This window comes from Pseudodesulfovibrio karagichevae (assembly GCF_041414475.1).
GTDB lineage: Bacteria > Desulfobacterota > Desulfovibrionia > Desulfovibrionales > Desulfovibrionaceae > Pseudodesulfovibrio > Pseudodesulfovibrio karagichevae.
On the sequence record NZ_JBGLYH010000006.1, the window covers coordinates 21,958 to 40,853 of the forward strand.

An 18,896-nucleotide genomic window follows, 5' to 3' on the forward strand; every position below is an offset into this window, starting at 1 on the left:
GTGGCGCTGCTCCGGTCCGGCCGAAACAATCCGCAGCCGCGCCGAGACGGCGGGGGAATGGCGTCGACGAAACGGGGAAAGCCCCTTTCCGGGTTCCGCGAACGCCGTCCACATGGCCTACGCCTTGCCGAAACGGGCGGCAAGGGATTCGGGGGAAACCTCCCTGCTGGAGGCCTCCCCCGGTCTTTACGCTATGCGTCTACGCGTCGGGCCACAGGTCTGCGGCCATTTCGCGGAGTTTGTATTTCTGGATCTTGCCCGATGCGGTCATGGGGTAGGTGTCCACGAAGGTGACGTACTTGGGAATCTTGTACCGCGAGATCTTGCCCCGGCAATAGTCGATGATGTCCTCGGGCTCGATGTCCGCGTCGCCCTTGCGAATGACGAAGGCGCCGCATTCCTCGCCGAACTTCTTGCTCGGCACGCCCGCCACCTGCACGTCCAGGACCCCGTCCATGGAGTACAGGAACTCCTCGATCTCACGCGGGTAGATGTTCTCGCCGCCCCGGATGATCATGTCCTTGAGGCGGCCGGTGATGGTCAGGTAGCCGTCCTCGTCCATGACGCCCAGGTCGCCCGAATGCAGCCAGCCGTCCTTGTCGATGGCGGCCTCGGTGGCCTTCTCGTTGTTGTAATAGCCCTTCATGACCAGGTAGCCCCGGCAGCAGACCTCGCCGACCACGCCGGGAGGACACTCCTCGTACGTCTCGGGGTCCACCACGCGGACCTCGACCTCGGGCATGGCCCGGCCCACGGTCTCGGTCATGTGCCTGAGCGAGTCGCCGACCACGGTCTGGCTCATGACCGGGCTGGATTCGGTCAGCCCGTAGCAGATGGTGATCTCGCGCATGTTCATCTTGTCGATGACCCGCTTCATGACCTCCACCGGACAGGGCGAACCGGCCATGATCCCGGTGCGCAGCGACGAATAGTCGAAGCGCGAAAACAGCGGGTGGTCGAGGATGGCGATGTACATGGTCGGCACGCCGTACACGGCGGTGCACCGCTCCTGGTCGATGGCGGCCATGACCTCAAGCGGCACGAAATCCTCCATGATGACCATGGTCACCCCGTGGTTGACCGAGGCCATGACCCCGAGCACGCAGCCGAAGCAGTGGAACAGGGGCACGGTCAGGCAGAGCCGGTCGCCGGGCACGAACTTCTGGTTCGCGCCGATCCAGTAGCCGTTGTTGACGATGTTGTAGTGGGTCAGCTGCACGCCCTTGGGGAACCCGGTGGTGCCCGAGGTGTACTGCATGTTGACCACGTCGTGGGGGTCGAGGGAGGCCTGGCGCTCGGCGTACTGCTCGTCCGTGACCATGGCGGCCATGGCCTGGAGCTCGGGGATGGAGTACATGCCCCGGTGCTTCTGGTGCCCCAGGTAGAAGACCCGCTTCAGGTGCGGGAACTTGTCGGTCTTGAGCTGGCCGCGCTCCTGGGTGCGCAGCTCCGGCACCTGCTCGTAGGTGGTGGTCAGGTAATCGTGGTCGCGGTACTGGCCGATGATGAAAAGGTTCTCGGTCTCGGAGTGCTTGAGCAGGTATTCCAGTTCGTGGGACCGGTAGTGGGTGTTGACCGTGAGCAGGACCGCCCCGATCTTGGCCGTGGCGAACTGCAGGGCCACCCAGTAGGGCACGTTGTTGGCCCATATGGCCACCTTCTCGCCCTTTTTCACGCCGAGCCCCATCAGCCCCCTGGCGATGGTGTCGGTCAGTTCGTCGAACTCCGCGTAGGTCAGCCGGAAGTCGCGGTCCACGTAGACCACGGCCTCGGTGTCGGGGTGTTTTGCAGCGGTTTCCCTGAGCAGGTCGCCGAGGGTGATTTCTCGAAGTGCGCTCATACACCCTCCTTATTCGGGGAAATAGAGGACGGCGTAGATCTCGGCCTTTTCCGCTCCGCCGCAGGCCACGTTGTGGGGCACGATGGAGTTGAAATAGATGGAGTCGCCCGGCTCGAGGATCTGCTCCTCCTGGCCGTAGCGCACCCGCAGCTTGCCGGAATGGACCACGATGAACTCCTCGCCCTCGTGGGAGGACAGGGCGTCGTCCTTGCACGACTCGGGCAGCAGCTCGACGAAGAACGGCTCCATGTGACGGTCGGTCTTGCCCTTGCCCAGGGAGTGGAAGATCAGCCCGGTCTCCTTGCCGTCCGGGTGCATGACCAGCTCCTCCTCGCGCTCGGCCAGACGGGTGACCAGCGGGTCGCTCGAGACCTGATCGTCCAGGAAGGTTCCCAACCGTACGCCTAGGGCGCGAGCCAGCTTTACCAGGGGCCGCAGGGAGGGATACATGTCCTCCTCTTCCACGGCACGGATGAAGTCCTCGGACAGGGTGGTTCTGTTGGACAGATCCTCGATGCTCAGATTCTGCTTCTCACGATAGGCGCGAATCCTCTTCCCGATAGTACTCATGTGATGTTCTCCGTTGTCGATGGCACGAATGCTGGCGCAGGGACTCTTCCGATGCTGACAGAGGCGTTGGGGACGGTCCGTCGCCCCTGCCTGTATCGGATATACGACCGATTGTCACCATATGGCGAAACCATCCGGCTCAACCGTTAGATCGGTTGCCATCCGAATGGGCCGAGTGTATCTTTTCCTCTCGTCCCATTTTCGAGAACGAGAGGCCATGCAGTGAACCTAGACGAACCCTTGACCGTGGGCCCGGCCCGCAAGAAAGACGCCCCCGCGAAGGGCAAGCCGAAACGCGCCGGAATTCCCGCCGACATCAGCGTGGAAAAGATCTCCGGCGCGTTCTCCACCCAGTCCGTGTCCCAGGTGGGCACCGGCACCACCCAGCGCAAGACCGTGCAGAAGGCCTATTGGTTCGCCGAAGAGGGCGAGCCCGACGCCGACGGCACCCGCATCATCCAGGTCCGCCCGCTGAACAGCCACAACGTCCCCACCGGCCCCAAGGAAGCGGTCGCCCTGCCCGACTTCCTCTCCCGGTTCAACCCGGAGATCGAATTCTACCAGGCCGAGGTCTTTCCGCGCATGCGCGAGCTCAGGGACACCCTGGTGCGGGCCGAGGAGCAGCGCGACCAGGGCGCCCTCTACTCCGCCCAGTTCGAATTCGAGTCCGCCCTGGGGCTGGACGAGAAGAACGTCCGGGCCAACTTCGGCCTGGGCCTGACCTACATGGCCCGGGGCGATGCGGACAAGGCGGGCGACATCTTCAAGCGCGTGGTCGCCCTGGACGCGGCCTTCTCCCCGGAGCACAAGCACCTGTTCAACGAGTTCGGCATCAACCTGCGCAAGTCCGGGCTCACGGACCAGGCCGTGGAGTACTACGCCCGCGCCCTGGCCATCAGCGAGGACGACGAGAACCTGTACTACAACATCGCCAGGGCCTACTTCGAGCGCGGCGACGAGACCGAATGCCGGGAGAACCTGAAAAAGGCCCTCGAACTCGAACCGAACATGGAGTTGGCCCTGCGCTTCATGGAATTTCTCGACAGGAAGGCGGAGTAAACCGTGTCCCTCACCCTGGACCGCGTCTCCTTCGCCTACCCGGACGGCCCGGCCATCCTCAAGGACGCCTCGCTCGCCCTCGAGCCCGGCGGCTACCACCTGCTGCGCGGCCCGTCCGGCGCGGGCAAGTCCACCCTGCTGCGCCTGCTCTGCCGCCTGGAAGAGGCCCAGGCCGGGACCATCTCCTTCAAGGGAACGCCCATCAACGACATACCCCCGGCCGAGCTGCGCCGCCGCGTGGCCTACGTGCAGCAACTGCCCACGCTCCTGCCCGGCACGGTGCGCGACAACCTGCTCCTGCCCTTCTCGTTCAAGGCCAACGCCCGCCTGACCCCGCCCTCGGACGAAGAGATGGCCGCCCAGCTTTCGGCCTTCCTGCTCGAGGGCGTGACCCTGGAGGCGCGGGCGGACAAGCTTTCCGTGGGCCAGGCCCAGCGGGTCTGCCTGACCCGCTCCCTGCTCCTGTCGCCCGAGGCGATCCTCCTGGACGAGCCCACCGCCTCCCTGGACGCCCATTCGGCCGGGGTGGTCCTGGACCGCACCCGTGGGCTGGCCGGGAACGGCGTGACCGTGGTCATGATCTCCCACTCCGAGACCGTGCCCGAAGGCGTGACCCATTTCATCAGTCTGGAAAACCAGGGATTGGTCCTGTCATGACCCCGCACATCATCGAAATCGGCCCGCTGCAACTGGCGCTGTGCCTCGGCTTCGTGCTCCTGGCGGGCGCGACCTCCTTCGTCCAGAAGCTCGGCCTGGGCCGCGACCTGGCCGTGGGCACGGTGCGCACCTTCGCCCAGCTCTTCCTCATGGGCTACGTCCTCAAGTTCGTCTTCGAGGTGCGCATCTCCTGGCTGGTCCTGCTGCTGTACGCCTTCATGGTCGCCGCCGCCGTGCACATCATCCGGGGCCGGGTCAAGGAGCGGACCATCCCCTTCGTGGTCCCCACCTTCCTGTCCATGCTCGTGTCCTATTCCCTGGTCACCATGGTGGTCACCGGGGTCATCGTCGGGGCCCGGCCGTGGTGGACGCCGCAGTATTTCATCCCCCTGGCCGGCATGATCGTGGGCAACTCCATGACCGCCATCTCCATCTGCCTGGACCGGCTCTTCTCGGATCTCAAGTCCCGGCGGGGCGAGGTGGAGATGAAGCTCGCGCTCGGCGCGGACTATCGCGAGGCCTCGCGGGAGATCATGGCCGGGGCGGTGCGCGCGGGCATGATCCCGTCCATCAACTCCCTCATGGCCGTGGGGTTGGTGTCCCTGCCCGGTATGATGACCGGCCAGATACTGTCCGGAACCGACCCGCTCATCGCCATCCGCTATCAGATCGTGGTCATGTTGATGCTCGTGGCCTCCACCGCCGTGGGGGCGCTGATCGTCACCAACCTGGTCAGGAAGCGGTGTTTCTCCAAGGGACAGCAGCTGCTGCTCCGATAGATCGTCCATTTTCCTTATATGGAGGGGGCTCCCTCCTGTCTTGCGTTGCCTGCGCTATCGGCAAGTTACCGGATTGTCTCCCGTGTGCAGAAGAACGCGGCTGCGCCGCGAGAGGCGCCGTGCGGGACTGCGCCCCTGCACTTGCTCCATGCCCTGCGCGGGCGGCGGTTCTTTTTTGCTTGCCCAAAAAAGAACCCAAAAAGGGCCTTGCGCATGGTGCGGCCGCCCGAGGGATCGCCGGCGAGAATCCGATCCGCTCGGGGCGGCTCCACCCCGGGAAAAGTAGAGGATGCACCCTTGCGGGAGGCGAGCCACTTTGGAAGTACATCGGGTCCCTGGAGCAGAGCCGCCACCCCTTCGCGGTCGGCTTCTAGGCCGTCGATCCAGGGCTCAAGCTGGTCTGCTCCTCTTCGGTCTTTCGGGTGTGGCGAGCGTGGATTATCGGGAGGGTACGCTTCCGTTTGTGACGCCCTGCAAAGAGAGCCGCTGTTGGACGCGGGGCGTCCAAGGCGCTCCAGCGAGCTTGGGAGGGCTGGAGGCCGAGCGCGATGACGGGCCAAACGCGATGGTAATGAGATGACTTACAGCGACGGGCAATCGGAAGCGGGGCCTAGAACCCGTCTCGGGCGGCGAAGCGCAGGCTGGATCGAGTCTGCGCAGCAGACATCTATCCAGCCAGCGAAAGCCGCCTACGGGCTCTTGGCCCCGCTTCCGCGAGCTAGCCCAAAAGCGCAGTTTTTGCTTCCTTTTTTCTGCGCCAGCAAAAAATGAAGTCGCCGTAAAGGCGAAAAACAACAAAAGGAGAACGCATACTCTCCCACCGCGCATGCGTGCAATCCAAAAGGAACTCCCCCAGGCCCGCCGCAGGCGGCCCCCCTACACCCCTTCGAGGTAGTCGAGCTTGTCGAGCAGGTCGGCTTCGAGCAGGGCCTGCTCGGCCTGAATGGCGGCGGCGATGTCCGCGCGGGTGTGCATGGTCTGCATCTTGTACTTGTTGCCGAGCGCGCTGCCGTGCTCCCGCGTCGAGGTCAGGGACGCCGTGCCGGTGCGCTTCCTGTGGCGCACGGCCAGGTGCCCCTGGTAGACCGGGAACAGCCCCGCCTCGCACAGCCGCAGGTCGTGCTCCATGTCGTCGTACTGCGACGGGGAGAGCTGGATGGCGAAGTCGCCGGATTCGAGCAGGGTCCGGGTGCGGAACAGGTGGCAGCAGCCGGTGACCGACGCGCACGGGCGCATAAAGTCGAAGCCGCCGGTGTCCAGCGTCTGCACATGCAGGTCCGTGAGCGAGAACGGGTTGGGGTCCAGCCGGGTCAGGTCGGCCCGTTCCGCGGGGTCCATGGCCAGGTGGCTATCCGCGCTCTGGATGCACAGCGGGTTGGCGTGGTCCACCACCTTGCAGCCCCACACCCCCGCCTCCGGGTAGCGATTGACCGCCGCGCCCAGGCGGGCGAGCCAGTCGGGCGGGAGCTCCACGTCGTCGTCGAGATAGCAGCAGAAGTCGTGCGCCTGCACCGCGTCCAGATGGAGCAGCCAGTTGCGCGCGGCGGCCGCACCGATGTTCACCGGCAGGGAGACCACCGTGAACCGGCCCGCGCCGAGGACGTCCGCGAACCGCGCCTCCCGGCGGGCCAGGACCTCGGCGGTTCCGTCCGTGGACCCGTTGTCCAGGACGAAGACAGAACAGCCGATCAGGTCGGAAACGAGCAGGGAGTCCAGGGTCGAGCCGAGTTCGTCCGCCTTGTTCCAGGAATAGAGCAGCACGGCGGTCCGGCCCGGTAGCGGGTCGCGCTGATCGGCCGCGCCCGAGAGCGCGTCAAAGGCGCGCAGGGCCAGGCCCGCGTTCCACGGGGCCCGACGGGCGGCGGCGAGCAAGGCCTCCGGGGACGGGGCTTGCCTGGGGGAGAACAGGGTCCGGGCACGCTCCACGGCCATGGCGAGGACCGGACGGACGTCTTCGGGCGACGGGGCGTCCAGGCAGGCGAAGACGAAGTCCGGGACGTTCTCCACCGTGCCCACGGTCACGGCCTGTTCGCGCCAGAACAGGTTGCCGGGCTCGTCGAGCACGGCCTGCGTGAGAAAGGCGCGGGTCCGCCCGAAGTCGCGGGCGGCCAGAATATCGAGAAGCGGCGCGGAGTCGGTGGGACGCGCCCAATGGTCGGCCAGGACGCGCAGCCGGGCCACGGCTTCCGGGGCCAGGAGCGCGACGGCCGGGTCGGCGGCCAGCAGTTCGGCGGCCAGCCCGCCGTCCAGCGGATGATCGCAGGCCAGGGTGTTCAGGGCGTCCCCGGCGATCCTGGCGAGGTCTTCGGCAAGGTCGGTCCGGCCCGCATGCAGGCAGCGTCCGGCCACGTCGAGCAGCTGGGACCGGCCCGTAAACCCCAGGCGCAGCAGGGCCTTGAGGTCATCGGGCAGGGCGCGCCAGAAGGTGGCCGGAAGATCAGCGCGGCCCGTGCTCATGGGGATGTTCCTCCGCATCCGCCGCCTCGGCGGGCGGTTCGGGCACGGCCATGTTCTCGATGGGCAGGGGCTCGTACAGCCGCTCGCCCATGTACACGCGCATGAGGTTGCGCCCCTTGGCCTCGGGCGTGAGCAGGGTGCGCACCACCCGGCGGCCCGCCAGGCCCAGGGCGAACCGCTTCAGCGGGGCCTCGGCCAACAGGCGCATCTGTTGGGCCAGGCAGTCCGCGTCCTCGGACGCGCAGAGGAAGCCGTTGACGTCGTCGCGGACCACCTCGGGGATGCCGCCCACGCGGGTACACACGGCGGGCAGGCCGAGGTCGAACCCTTCGAGCAAGGCATTGGGCAGGCTCTCCTTGCGCGAGGAGATGACCTGGACGTCGGCGAAGCGCAGTTCGTCCAGGACTTCGGCGTGGGAAATCTCGCCCGCGTTGCGGTAGCGCTCGCGCACCACCGGGGTGAAAATGTCATCGAACTTGGCGAGTTTTTCGTCGCTCACGCCCACGCCCACGAACTCCAGGTCTCGCGCCCCGCCTTCGCAGAGGCGGTCGGCGGCATTGAGGAAGACGTCGAAGCCCTTGATATCCGCAGCGTTGCCCACGTAGATGTAGCGCGTGCCCCGCTTCTTGCGCGGCCTGGGCTCGCCAAAATCCGGCCCGGCGTAGGCGTTGTAGATCACGTTCAGCCGCTTGTTGCGCACCCAGTATCTGCGCATGACCTCGGCGCACTGGACCGAGTTGGCGATGACTCCGTCGCTCAGCGCGGTCCACAGGAAGAACACGGCGTTGGGCCGGGAGATGACGCCCCGGTTGATGAACAGCCGGAACTTCGCGCCCAGGAGCCGGGCCAGCACGCCCATCTTGTACGCCCGGTTATGGAAGGTGTGGACCACGTCGATGCGCTTCTCCGCGATCAGCGCCTTGAGGAACTTCCCGGCCTGCACGTATCGGCTGAAGCCGTCGAAGTGGATGACCTCCACGTTTTCGCCCTTCAAGGGGTCGAGGGCAGCGTTGATGGCCGTGTCCGGGGTGACCACCGCATAGACCTTCAAGCCCATGTCCGCCATAGCCTTGATGTTGTTGACCATCTGGCGGCTGCCGCCGGACAGTTTGTTGGAGTCCGTGGCGTAGAGCACGGAGGATATTTCCGGCTTCTTGCGGTATTTCTTGAAAAATATCCTGGACGACGTGGTCCCCGCGTACATGCGCAACCGGGCCTGGACCCACCTGCCATCCTTTTTGGCGGACACGCCGAGACGGTTGAGCCGGAAGGGATCGGTGCCCCGCGCGTTGGCCCACCGCTCCAGGGTGAAGGCCCCGGCGTATCCGGCCGCCTTCAGCTCCTCTTCGGCCACCGCGTCGAACTGGCCCCACGGCCAGCAGAAGAGCTGCTCGTCCAGCCCGTTCAGCTCGCGCATGCGCTTGAGGCTCTGGCGGAAATCCCGGCGGCAGAACGCCCGGCGCTCCGCCTCGGTCCTCTTGACGAAACGCGGCTCGCCCCGGCCTTCGAACACGGGCCAGAACCCGTCGTGGACGTATCCGCTGCCCACCTTGAAGGTTGGCCAGCCGTCCTTGTGGCCGGGATATACGGCCCAGCCGCCCCAGTGGGCTCCCGGGTCCCCGAGGGGCGCGAGCGGGATGAGATTGGTGAACGCGGCCTGATGCCGACAGCCGTGAGAGAAGACCTCCATGCCCTTGTCGAGCATGGCCCGGATCTCGCCTTCATTAATGAATTGGGAAAAATCGCCGCTGATGAACGCGGCCCGGAAGACCTCGCGCATGTGCAACATCGCGGGCGCGGTCTCGGCCGTGCGTGCCGCGCCGGGCACGGTGAAGTCCGTCAGGGCGAAGAAGGTCCCGGTCATGTCCCGCTTTTCCAGCTCCGGGACCACGGTGATCCAGTTGGACACGTGGCCGTCGTCGAAGGTCAGGACCAGGGATTTTTTCGGGGCGGCCATCTCCCCTCGGGTCACGGCCAGCAGGTCGCGGGCCGAAATGGTCCGCCAGCCCGCGTCGGTCATGGCGTCGAGGTGCTCCCGGAACATTTCGGGCGTGTGCCCATTCACGTCGGACACGTTGTGGTAGCAGAGGACGGGTATGGATATGCTCATCGTATTGTTTCTCGTTTGCGCTCAGGCTTCCGAGAAGTAGCAGATGGGCGTTGCATGGGCAAGGAAGGATGGAGAGCGGATGGAGGGAGCCCTGCGGGCCCGATCCGGGCCCGGCCTGTGGACAAGTGCGCGAACCCCTTGTAAACTCTCTGAGATACCGCTAATAGAAGTGACCATGACGGCAAGAACTGTCCTATTCATCGCGGAGCCGCAGTCCGTGACCGCCATCTTCCCCACCTTGCAGAAGGCCGGGTTGCAGGCGGGCTTGGCCGACAACCTCAATGGGGCGCTCGGATTCATCAGGAAGTCCCGGCCCTGCCTGATCTTCTGCCGTCCGCGACTACAGGGCTTCGACGCCAGGGCGTTCCTCGCCAAGGCCGCCGAGATCCCGGGATTCCCGCCCATCGTCATCTTCGCGGCCTCGGGCAACGCCGAGCAGGCCACCGAATTTCTCGAACTCGGCGCGCGCGACTACTGGATCGAGCCCCTGGCCTGGGAAAAGATCAAGCTGATCCTGCCCGCCGACGAACCCGAACCCGAACCCGAGCCCTGCCCGCCCAAGGCCCAGGCCGCACAGGCCGGCAACGGCTCGCCCAAGGGCCGGTTCCATATCATCGGCCGCCACACCGCCGTGCTGCGCGTGCTCGCCCTGGCCAAGCAGGTGGCAGGGTCCAAGGCCACGGTACTCATCTCCGGCGAGTCCGGCACCGGCAAGGAGATGTTCGCCCGCTACCTGCACCACAACTCCGACCGCGCGGACAAGCCGTTCGTGGCGATCAACTGCGCGGCCCTGCCCGAGCACCTGCTGGAGAGCGAGCTCTTCGGCCACGAAAAGGGTGCCTTCACCGGGGCCATCCAGCGCAAGCTCGGCAAGTTCGAGCTGGCCGACGGCGGGACCATCCTGCTCGACGAGATCACCGAGATGGACCTGGGCCTCCAGGCCAAGCTGTTGCGCGTGCTGCAGGAGTCCGAGTTCGACCGCGTGGGCGGCGTGGAAACGGTCAAGATCGACGTCCGCGTCCTGGCCACCACCAACCGGCGCATCGAGGACACGGTCAAGGAAGGCAAGTTCCGCCAGGACCTCTACTACCGGCTGAACGTCATCCCGCTGGCCCTGCCCGCCCTCAAGGATCGGGGCGACGATGTGCTCCTGCTGGCCGATTATTTCACCAACAAGTTCACCGCCGCCTATGGGCTGGCCAGGCTCGCCTTCACGGACGAGGCCAGGAAGTGGCTCATGGGCTACGACTGGCCCGGCAACGTGCGCGAGCTGCAGAACCTCATGGAGCGGGCCGTGCTCCTGGCGGGCCAGGGCCCCATCCGGCCGCGCCACTTCCTCATGGGCGACGAGCAGTGGACCCCGGACGACCTGTCCGACATCGACGCGGCCCAGCAGGCCGCCTGCGAGGCCGCGCCCCCGTCCACCCCGGACGAGGCCGTGTCGGTCATGCCCCTGCACGAGATGGAAAAACGGCTCATCCTGAAAAGCCTGGAAGAGACCACGGGCAACCGCACCCGCGCCGCCGAACTGCTGGGCATCTCCGTGCGCACCCTGCGCAACAAGCTCAACGAATACAAGAAACAAGGCCTGGACGTGTAGGGACCGCCCCGCGCGGTTCCCAGGAGTTCGGGCCGCCCTTCGGGGCGGCTTTTTTGTCGGCTCAGGCCGCCAGCGACTTGAAGCTGATCAGTTCCCTGCGCCCTTCGTCCCACAGATTCAGCCTCAGCGACCCCAGGCTCTTGAACAGGGTCAGCTGCGGGACCGTGCGCATCTCCGGCACGGCGTCGTAGCACTCCTGGAGCCGGTAGTTGGGAATCCTCGGGAGGACGTGGTGCACATGGTGCAGGCCGATGCTGCCGGTGAACCACTGCAGCACCTTGGGCAGCTTGTAGTGGGAGCTGCCCTCCATGGCCGCCTTGACCGGGTCCCAGTCGTCCTGGTGCGCCCAGTACACGCCCTTGAACTGATGCTGGACGTAGAACAGCCAGACCCCGACAGCGCCGCCCACGAGCACGATCGGCAGCTGGATCAGGACATAGGTCTTGAAGCCGATGGTCAGGCCGGCCGCGACGAGGGTGGCCAGCAGGGCCACATTGGTGACCGTGGCGCTGAAGCGCTCATCCTTCCCCTGCCAGTCGTACAGAAACCGCTGGGTGATCAGGAAGGAATACCCGGGACCGATCCCCAGGAAGACCAGGGGATGCCGGTAGAGGCGGTAGGCCAGCCGCTTGAGCGGCGAGAGCGCCCGGTATTCGTCCACGGTCAGGGTCCACAGGTCGCCCACCCCCCTGCGGTCCAGGTTGGCGTAGCTGGCGTGGTGGATCAGGTGGTTCCGTTTCCAGTAGGTGTACGGGGTGAAGGTCAGTATCCCGGCGACATAGCCCAGGATCACGTTGGCCCGGTGCGAGGCGAAGAACGATCCGTGGGCGCAATCGTGGAAGATGATGAAGATGCGCACCAGCAGCAGCGCCCCCAGCAGGAGCAGCGGCAGGATGAGGAAAACCGAGGCCCCGGTCCTGAACAGGTGGATGAGCAGCGCCCAGACCCCCAGGTAGGGGAGGAACGTGTCCGCCACCTGCCATGCGGCCCGGCCCGAGGCCGGTTTGGCGAACGGTTTCAACGAACTGCGCAGATGTTGGATCGAGAGTTGGCCGGAATCACTCATGGAGCCCTCCTTTTCCGCCCCGCATCGGTGCGGGGCCGAGACCTGTCCCGATTCCACCGTTAGCCCAATCGGCCGACTGCGGCAAGAAGGAGCGCGATTTTCGTACGGAGCTTCGGCCTCGAACCTGTACCCGAAGAACTGCCGGACATCTCCGTGCGTCCCCTGCGCGACAAACACAGCGGAGTCGTCGAACAGGGCCTCCAGCTGGCTAAGAGCCTGGACGCAGTTGTCCCGGCACGGGATGGGCGACTGCGGGAGTAACGCCCGGACCGAACCGCGCGCGCCAAACGCGAACGGCTCGCGCACCCCTGGATGCAGAAGAACGCGGCTGCGCCGCGAGAGCCGCCGTGCGGGCTGCGCCCGCGCAATGCTCCATGCCCTGCGCGGGCGGCGGTTCTTTTTTGCTTGCCCAAAATAGAACCCCAAAAGGGCCTTGCGCGCGGTGTGGCCGCCCGAGGGATCGAGCCAGTCTGCTCCTCTTCGGTCTCTCGGGTGTGGCGGGCGTGGATTATCGGGAGGGTGCGCCTGGGTTCGGGACGCCCTGCAAAAAGAGCCGCTGTTGGACGCGGGGCGTCCAAGGCGCTCCAGCGAGCTTGGGAGGGCTTGTCGGGGGCGGGATGACGGATCAGACGCGATGGAATGAGACGGCTTACAGCGACGGACAATCGGAAGCGGGGCCTAGAGCCCGTCTCGGGCGGCGAAGCACAGGCTGGATCACGTCTGCGCAGCAGACATCTATCCAGCCCGCGAAAGCCGCCTACGGGCTCTAGGTCCTGCTTCCGCAAGATGGCCCAAAAGCGCAGTTTTTGCTTCCTTTTTTCTGCGCCAGCAAAAAAGGAAGTCGCCGTAAAGGCGAAAAACAACGAAAGGAGAACGCACGCTCTTCCACCGCGCATGCGCGCAATCCAAAAGGAGCTACAGCACGGCTCGCAAGAGCCAGAGCACCCCCATTCCGCTGAGGATGGTCACCAGAATGCTCCGGGTCTTCCAGGCCACCAGGACCGCGACCAGGGCGGCCACCGGACGGGCCAGGCCGACCGGGCCGCCGTCCGTGCCGTGCAGCAGCACCGCGGGCACGATGATGGCGGGCAGGACCGAGGCCGGGATGAAGCGCAGCATGCGGACCACCGCCTCGGGAAAGGCGACCTTGTCCACGATGAGGATGAAGGAGAAACGGATCAGGAAGGTGCCCAGCCCGAGCAGGACGGCCACCAGCCAGAAGTCGGACGCATCAGTCACGGGCGAGCCTCCTTTCGGCGGCGTATCCCAGAAGGATGCCGGTCACGGCTCCGGCCATCAGGCCGAGGTTGTAGGGCAGCCCGTCGGCAAACCAGGCCACGGCTCCGGCGGCCAGGGCGGCCAGGGTCGTCGGCCGGTCCTTGATGGCGGGCACGACCACGGCGATGAAGGTCAGGGGCACGGCGAAACCGAGGTCCCAGGCGGGCGGGATGAAGGTCCCCACCGACGCGCCGAGGACGGCCCCGATGGAATAGGAGCCCCAGATGGCCAAACCCACGCCGAGATAATAGAACGGCTTGCTGATCTCCGTCTTGTCATCCCGGCTGAAGCGGGCGATGGACAGGGCGTAGGCCTGGTCCGACAGGATGAAGCCGAGCAGGGCCCGGCCCGGCAGAGGCATGCTCTTCAGGTGCGGGGCGATGGATGCCGAGTACATGAAAAACCGCAGGTTGATGATCAGCCCGGTGAGTATGACCACGGCCAGGGAGGCGTGGTGCTCCATGAGTTGCAGGGCCGCCAGTTGGCTGGCCCCCGCGTTGATGGCCCAGGTGAAGCCCAGCGCGCCCCACGGGGACATGCCCGCGCCCACGCTGACCGCGCCGCAGATGAGCCCGAAGGGCACCATGCCGAGCAGGATGGGAATGGAGTCGCGGGCCCCGGACAGGAAGGAATGTCTGATGTCGTTCATGTATGTTGATCCGCCGATCAATGGGGATACAGCCCGGCCCGGCCGCCGTCAACGCCTTAATTGTGCAACCTCATTCCCGGGCTGGACTTTTGCCTGCGAATGGCGGGATACTCACCATATGAAAACCAAGGAAACCTACCGTTGCGCCGCCTGCGGCGCGCAGTCCCCCCGCTGGCAGGGCCAGTGCCCATCCTGCAAGGAATGGAACACGCTCGAAGCCGTGACCGTTTCGAAAAAAAGTTCGGTCCCGGTGGGAGCGGCCGCGTCGCAGTCCTCGCCGCAGCTCCTGGAGGAGCTGGAGAGCGAACACCTCGGGGCCCGGCCGTCCGGGCTGCCCTCCCTGGACCACCTGCTCGGCGAAGGGCTGGTGCCGGGCGCGGCCATCCTGGTGGGCGGCGAGCCGGGCATCGGCAAGTCCACCCTGCTGCTGCAGCTGGCGGGCAGCCAGGCGCGGCTGGGGCACACGGCGGTCTACCTTTCGGGCGAGGAATCCCTGCCCCAGCTCAAGTCCAGGGCGGGCAGGCTCGGCCTGCTCGGGCCGGGGCTGATGGCCATGGCCACCAACAAGGTCGAGGACGGGCTGGCCGTGCTCGAAGGGCCGAACCCGCCGGAACTGCTCATCGTGGACTCGGTCCAGACCCTGGCCTCGCCCCTGGCCGAAGGCATCCCCGGCTCGGTCAGCCAGGTGCGCGCCGTGTCGAGCGAGCTGGTGGAGAAGACCAAGAAGTGCGGGACCACCCTCATCCTGGTGGGCCACGTGACCAAGGACGGCCAGATCGCCGGACCCAAGCTGCTCGAGCACATGGTCGACACGGTCCTGTACCTGGAGGGCGACCGCAAGCACTTCTCGCGCATCCTGCGCGTGCTCAAGAACCGGTTCGGGCCGAGCGACGAACTCATCGTCTTCACCATGAAGGAACAGGGGCTCGAAGTGGTCGAGGACCCGGCGACCTTCTTCCTGGGCGCGCGGGACCCGTCCCTGTCCGGCACGGCCATGGCGCTGGCGGTGGACGGGCAGCGGCCCTTTGCCGTGGAGGTCCAGGCCCTGGTCTCCAAGTCCTTCCTGACCATCCCCAGGCGCACGGCGCTGGGCTTCGACACCAACCGGCTGAACCTGCTCCTGGCCGTGCTCGAAAAACGGTTACGGCTCAACCTGAGCGGCCATGACATCTACGCCAAGATCACCGGCGGGCTGGCCTCCAGGGACCCCGGCCTGGACCTGGCCGTGGTGGCCGCGGTCATGTCGTCCTTCTACGACCAGCCCCTGCCCGAGGCCTCGGTCTTCTGGGGCGAGATCGATTTGAACGGACAGGTCCGCCCGGTGGCCGCCCACGACGTGCGCCTCAAGCAGGCCGGACGGCTGGGCCACGGTCCGGTCTGCCATTCGGCCACCGCCCCGACCCTGGCCGACCTGCAACGGCTGCTCTTCGGCAAACACTAGGAGGATACGATGTTCGAACTCACGGCCATGCGCGGGAAGGTGGACGCCTTTGACCGGCTGCTCGCGGCGACCCCGGCGGAGGTGGCGCACATCCGGCCCGTGCCCGACGCCTGGCCCCTGACCGAGATCGTCGGGCATCTGGTGGATTCCGCCTCCAACAACCACCAGCGGTTCGCGCGGCTGCGCCTGGGCGACCTCGACGCCTTCCCGGGCTACGAGGCCGAGGCCTGGGTCGCGGCCCAGGGATACGACGGGTTCGACTTCGCCGCCCTCGCCGACCTCTGGCGGCGGTACAACGCGCTCCTGCTCCACCTGGCCGCGACCACGCCCGAGGCGGCCCTGGGCAACCGGTGGACGTCGCAGGGCAAGCCCCTAACCCTGGAATTCCTGGTCCGGGACTACTACGAGCACCTTTCCCTGCACACCGCCCATTACGCGCGGCGGCTGGCCGAGGTCAGCGACCCCCTGCCGCCCGCCTGAGCCGATCGCGGGGCGCGCCCTTACATTTTTCCAAAATAATGGTATTCTCGGCCACAGTGTGCCGTATGGTATCCGGCACCATCAGGCCTGATCGCGCCCGACGCGCGACCCCATGAAGACAAGACCCTATCCGGAGGAAGACATGGCTGACATACTCGACTGGACCAACGCGGACCTCGACCAACTGGATATGGCGGCGTACCAAGACAAGGCGGACGACATGGCCGCGCGCCTGCGCGAGGAGACCGGCGCGGGCAGGCTGCCCTTCCTGACCATGCCCTATGAAGCCGCGCTGAAGAAACAGCTGGCCGGGCTCAAGGGGTATCTCGACGGGTTCGAGCACATGCTCCTGCTCGGCATCGGCGGCTCGGCCCTGGGCGCCCGCGCCCTGCAGAAGGCCTTCCACCCCGGCCAGGACCGCCCCGGCCACGACGGCAAGTGGCTGTGGATCGCGGACAACGTGGACGCCTACGCGCTGTCCGACTACATGGACAGGCTCCCGCCCGAAAAGACCGTGGTGGTCACGGTTTCCAAGTCCGGCGGGACCATCGAGACCGTGGGCCAGTATTTCATTATCAAGGAGTGGATGAAGGAGCGGCTCGGCGACGCCTGGGCCGGCCACATGCTCCTGGTCACCGACGAGAAGCAGGGGTTCCTGCGCGGCGAGGTCGAGGCCTACGGCATCAAGGCTCTGCCCGTGCCCGACAACCTCGGCGGGCGCTACTCGGTGCTCTCGGCCGTGGGCCTGGTCCCGGCCCTGTTCCTGGGCATGGACATCGACGCCCTCCTGGCCGGAGCGCGGGAGGTGGCCGACGTCCTGGCCGACCCCGAGCTGAACGGCGAAACCCTGGCCAAGACCCAGGCCTTCCGCCTGGCCGCCTGGGGCGCGGCGCTCATGGACAAGGGCTTTACGGAGATGATCTTTTTCGCCTATATCCCCTTGTGGGCAAGCTTCGGGGACTGGTTCGCCCAGCTGTGGGCCGAATCGCTCGGCAAGAAAGGCAAGGGCAGCCAGCCCGTGCCCGCCGTGGGCGTGACCGACCAGCACTCGGTGAACCAGATGTTCATGGACGGCGTGCGCAACAAGGCGTGCCTGTTCCTGACCTGCCCGTCCCTGCCCGCCGGACCGAAGTTCCCGGCCGACCTGCCCGACCAGTTCGCCTACGTCCGGGGCAAGGACTTCGGCGAGCTGATCCAGGCCGAGGGGCTGGGCACGCGCATGGCCCTGTCGAAGAACGGCGTGCCCCTGGTGGAAATCCGGGTGGGCACGGACGGACCGAGACAGGCGGGCAAGCTCATCGGACTGCTCGGCGCGGCCACCATCCTGACCGGCTGGCTCATGGGCATCAACCCCCTGGACCAGCCCGCCGTGGAGCTGGGCAAACGGCTGGCCAAGGCGCGCATGAACGCGGACGGGCTCGCCGAGGAAAAGGCCGACCTGAACGGTTTTCTGACCGCACAACGAGATTTACGGGAGTTCTGAGTCATTGCCGAATAATCGCGAGGAAGGCGGCAGCCCGCTCCAGTTCGTCCGGGTCATCTCCTGGACCCTGCTGGTCATCATCCTGAGCTTCAGCCTGCTGCTGTCGCTCTTCATTTCCAAGTACGCGGAACAGACCCTGCTCGAAAAGCAGGAGGCCTTCGCCCTGCTCCTGGCCGAAAACGTCAGCCACCAGCTGTTCACCCGCTTCGTCATCCCCACGGTGCTGAACTTCGGGGCCATCCGGCTGCGCAACGAGGACCAGGCGGCCGCCATGGACAAGGTGGTCCGCTCGACCATCCACAGCTTCCACGTGTCGAGTCTGCGCATCTACGACCGCGAGGGGAACATCACCTATTCGCTGAACAAGGACGAGGTCGGCGACAAGGGCGACGCCGACTACATGGTCACCAAGACCTGGGATACCCAGGGGTTCAGCGCGGAGATCCTGGCCAAGGTCTCCAAGATCGCCTCCCTGTTCCGGGTCGATCTCGATCCCGGCTCCATGGTCCTGCGCGCCTATTATCCCCTGCGGGTGGAGCGCAGCCTGACCGACATGGAGGCCAACCCGATCATGGGCATCCTGGAGTTCCAGCAGGACATCACCGCCGACTACCTGGCCACGCTGAACTTCGAGCGGCTGATCATCGCCTTCTCCCTGGTCACCTCCCTGGTCCTCTTCTTCCTGGTCCTGACCGTGCTGCGCCGGGCCGAGCGGCTGTCCAACAGGCAGCTGCGCGAAAAGGAGCGGCTCATCTTCGAGCTGCAACAGCAGGAGAAGCTGGCCGGCATGGGCCGCATGGTCGCGGGCGTGGCCCATGAGATCCGCAACCCGCTGGGGATCATCTGCTCCAGCTCCGAGCTGATCCTGAAAAAGGCGAAAAAGGAGAACAACTCCAACGTGCGCATCCTCGAGGCCCTGCACGAGGAGGCCAAGCGGCTGTCGCGCACGGTCACGGAGTTCCTGGACTACGCCCGGCCCAAGAAACCGGCCATGCACGACGTGGACGTCAAGTCCATCCTCGACCAGGTGGCCGTCTTCCTGGAGCCCGAGTGCGAGAAGCTCGGCGTGACCGTGGACCGCGAGTTCGACGGCGACATGACGACCAGGGGCGACAAGGACCTGCTCTACCGCGCCTTCTACAACCTGGTGGCCAATTCACTCCAGGCCATGAACGGACCGGGCGAGCTGTCCATCCGGGCGGCCCGGGGCGAGAAGGGCCTGCACGTGACCCTGGTCGACACCGGGCCCGGCTTCGACCCCGCCCACCTGGACCAGGTGCGCGACCCGTTCTTCACCACCAAGGACACCGGGACCGGCCTGGGGCTGGCCCTGGTCTCGACCATCTTCGAGAGCCACGGCGCGGAGATGGCCTTGAGCAACGCCGAAGAGGGCGGCGCGCGGGTGGATGTCATCTTCCCCGCCTAAT

The 18,896-nt window shown here is 66.2% G+C and carries 15 protein-coding genes; 8 read left to right on the forward strand and 7 right to left on the reverse strand.

Translation table 11 applies throughout. The annotated features are described in order from the left end of the window. Nucleotides 1-199 precede the first annotated feature (199 nt). Complete coding sequence (locus AB6M95_RS03705; RefSeq protein ID WP_371385385.1) at nt 200-1,840, reverse strand: AMP-binding protein; 1,641 nt, start codon at nt 1,838-1,840, stop codon at nt 200-202. Nucleotides 1,841-1,849: 9 nt separating this feature from the next. Beyond that, nucleotides 1,850-2,410: a helix-turn-helix domain-containing protein gene (locus tag AB6M95_RS03710; RefSeq protein WP_371385386.1), complete on the reverse strand. Its 561-nt coding sequence runs from the start codon at nt 2,408-2,410 to the stop codon at nt 1,850-1,852. 222 nt (nt 2,411-2,632) lie between these two features. On the opposite strand from AB6M95_RS03710, the gene AB6M95_RS03715 reads away from it, so the two are divergent. Genes AB6M95_RS03715 through AB6M95_RS03725 form a run of 3 tightly spaced genes read left to right on the forward strand, consistent with a single transcriptional unit; the run spans nt 2,633 to nt 4,905 of the window. Continuing rightward, entirely contained in the window at nt 2,633-3,469 is an 837-nt protein-coding gene (locus AB6M95_RS03715) for a tetratricopeptide repeat protein (protein ID WP_371385387.1), read from the forward strand. A 3-nt stretch (nt 3,470-3,472) separates the two neighbouring features. Then, entirely contained in the window at nt 3,473-4,126 is a 654-nt protein-coding gene (locus AB6M95_RS03720) for an ABC transporter ATP-binding protein (protein WP_371385388.1), read from the forward strand. After that, the gene (locus tag AB6M95_RS03725; protein WP_371385389.1) at nt 4,123-4,905 is read left to right on the forward strand and encodes an ABC transporter permease; all 783 of its coding nucleotides are present in this window, start codon (nt 4,123-4,125) and stop codon (nt 4,903-4,905) included. The genes AB6M95_RS03720 and AB6M95_RS03725 overlap by 4 nt, the downstream gene beginning before the upstream one ends. A gap of 876 nt (nt 4,906-5,781) precedes the next feature. Here the strand turns inward: AB6M95_RS03725 and AB6M95_RS03730 are convergent. Together AB6M95_RS03730 and AB6M95_RS03735 are read right to left on the reverse strand one after the other, a co-directional pair. Further along, nucleotides 5,782-7,362, reverse strand: a complete 1,581-nt coding sequence (locus AB6M95_RS03730; protein ID WP_371385390.1) for a glycosyltransferase — start codon at nt 7,360-7,362, stop codon at nt 5,782-5,784. After that, nucleotides 7,343-9,472 (reverse strand): glycosyltransferase, encoded by a 2,130-nt coding sequence (locus AB6M95_RS03735; protein WP_371385391.1) that lies wholly within the window; start codon nt 9,470-9,472, stop codon nt 7,343-7,345. The genes AB6M95_RS03730 and AB6M95_RS03735 overlap by 20 nt, the downstream gene beginning before the upstream one ends. A gap of 175 nt (nt 9,473-9,647) precedes the next feature. Between AB6M95_RS03735 and AB6M95_RS03740 the strand changes: the two genes are divergently transcribed. Further along, a complete protein-coding gene (locus tag AB6M95_RS03740; protein WP_371385392.1) occupies nt 9,648-11,072 on the forward strand; it encodes a sigma 54-interacting transcriptional regulator in 1,425 nt (474 codons plus the stop codon). A 61-nt stretch (nt 11,073-11,133) separates the two neighbouring features. On the opposite strand, the gene AB6M95_RS03745 is transcribed toward AB6M95_RS03740, so the two are convergent. The 3 genes from AB6M95_RS03745 to AB6M95_RS03755 form a co-directional block, all read right to left on the reverse strand. After that, nucleotides 11,134-12,138, reverse strand: coding sequence for a fatty acid desaturase (locus AB6M95_RS03745; RefSeq protein ID WP_371385393.1), 1,005 nt, complete (start codon nt 12,136-12,138; stop codon nt 11,134-11,136). A 915-nt stretch (nt 12,139-13,053) separates the two neighbouring features. Further along, on the reverse strand, nt 13,054-13,377 hold the full coding sequence (locus AB6M95_RS03750) for an AzlD domain-containing protein (RefSeq protein ID WP_371385394.1): 324 nt from the start codon (nt 13,375-13,377) through the stop codon (nt 13,054-13,056). Next, on the reverse strand, nt 13,370-14,065 hold the full coding sequence (locus AB6M95_RS03755; protein ID WP_371385395.1) for an AzlC family ABC transporter permease: 696 nt from the start codon (nt 14,063-14,065) through the stop codon (nt 13,370-13,372). Before AB6M95_RS03755 ends, AB6M95_RS03750 begins: the two co-directional genes overlap by 8 nt. 118 nt (nt 14,066-14,183) lie before the next feature. Here AB6M95_RS03755 and radA point away from each other — a divergent pair, with 118 nt between their 5' ends. From radA to AB6M95_RS03775, 4 genes are all read left to right on the forward strand, one after another. Then, nucleotides 14,184-15,506 carry a DNA repair protein RadA gene (gene radA, locus AB6M95_RS03760; protein ID WP_371385396.1) on the forward strand — a complete coding sequence of 441 codons (1,323 nt, stop codon included), beginning with the start codon at nt 14,184-14,186 and terminating at the stop codon, nt 15,504-15,506. Nucleotides 15,507-15,515: 9 nt separating this feature from the next. Beyond that, entirely contained in the window at nt 15,516-15,986 is a 471-nt protein-coding gene (locus AB6M95_RS03765) for a DinB family protein (protein WP_371385397.1), read from the forward strand. A 142-nt stretch (nt 15,987-16,128) separates the two neighbouring features. Next, the gene (locus AB6M95_RS03770; protein ID WP_371385398.1) at nt 16,129-17,469 is read left to right on the forward strand and encodes a phosphoglucose isomerase-related protein; all 1,341 of its coding nucleotides are present in this window, start codon (nt 16,129-16,131) and stop codon (nt 17,467-17,469) included. Between the two features lie 4 nt (nt 17,470-17,473). Then, complete coding sequence (locus AB6M95_RS03775; RefSeq protein WP_371385399.1) at nt 17,474-18,895, forward strand: sensor histidine kinase; 1,422 nt, start codon at nt 17,474-17,476, stop codon at nt 18,893-18,895. Nucleotide 18,896 lies beyond the last annotated feature (1 nt).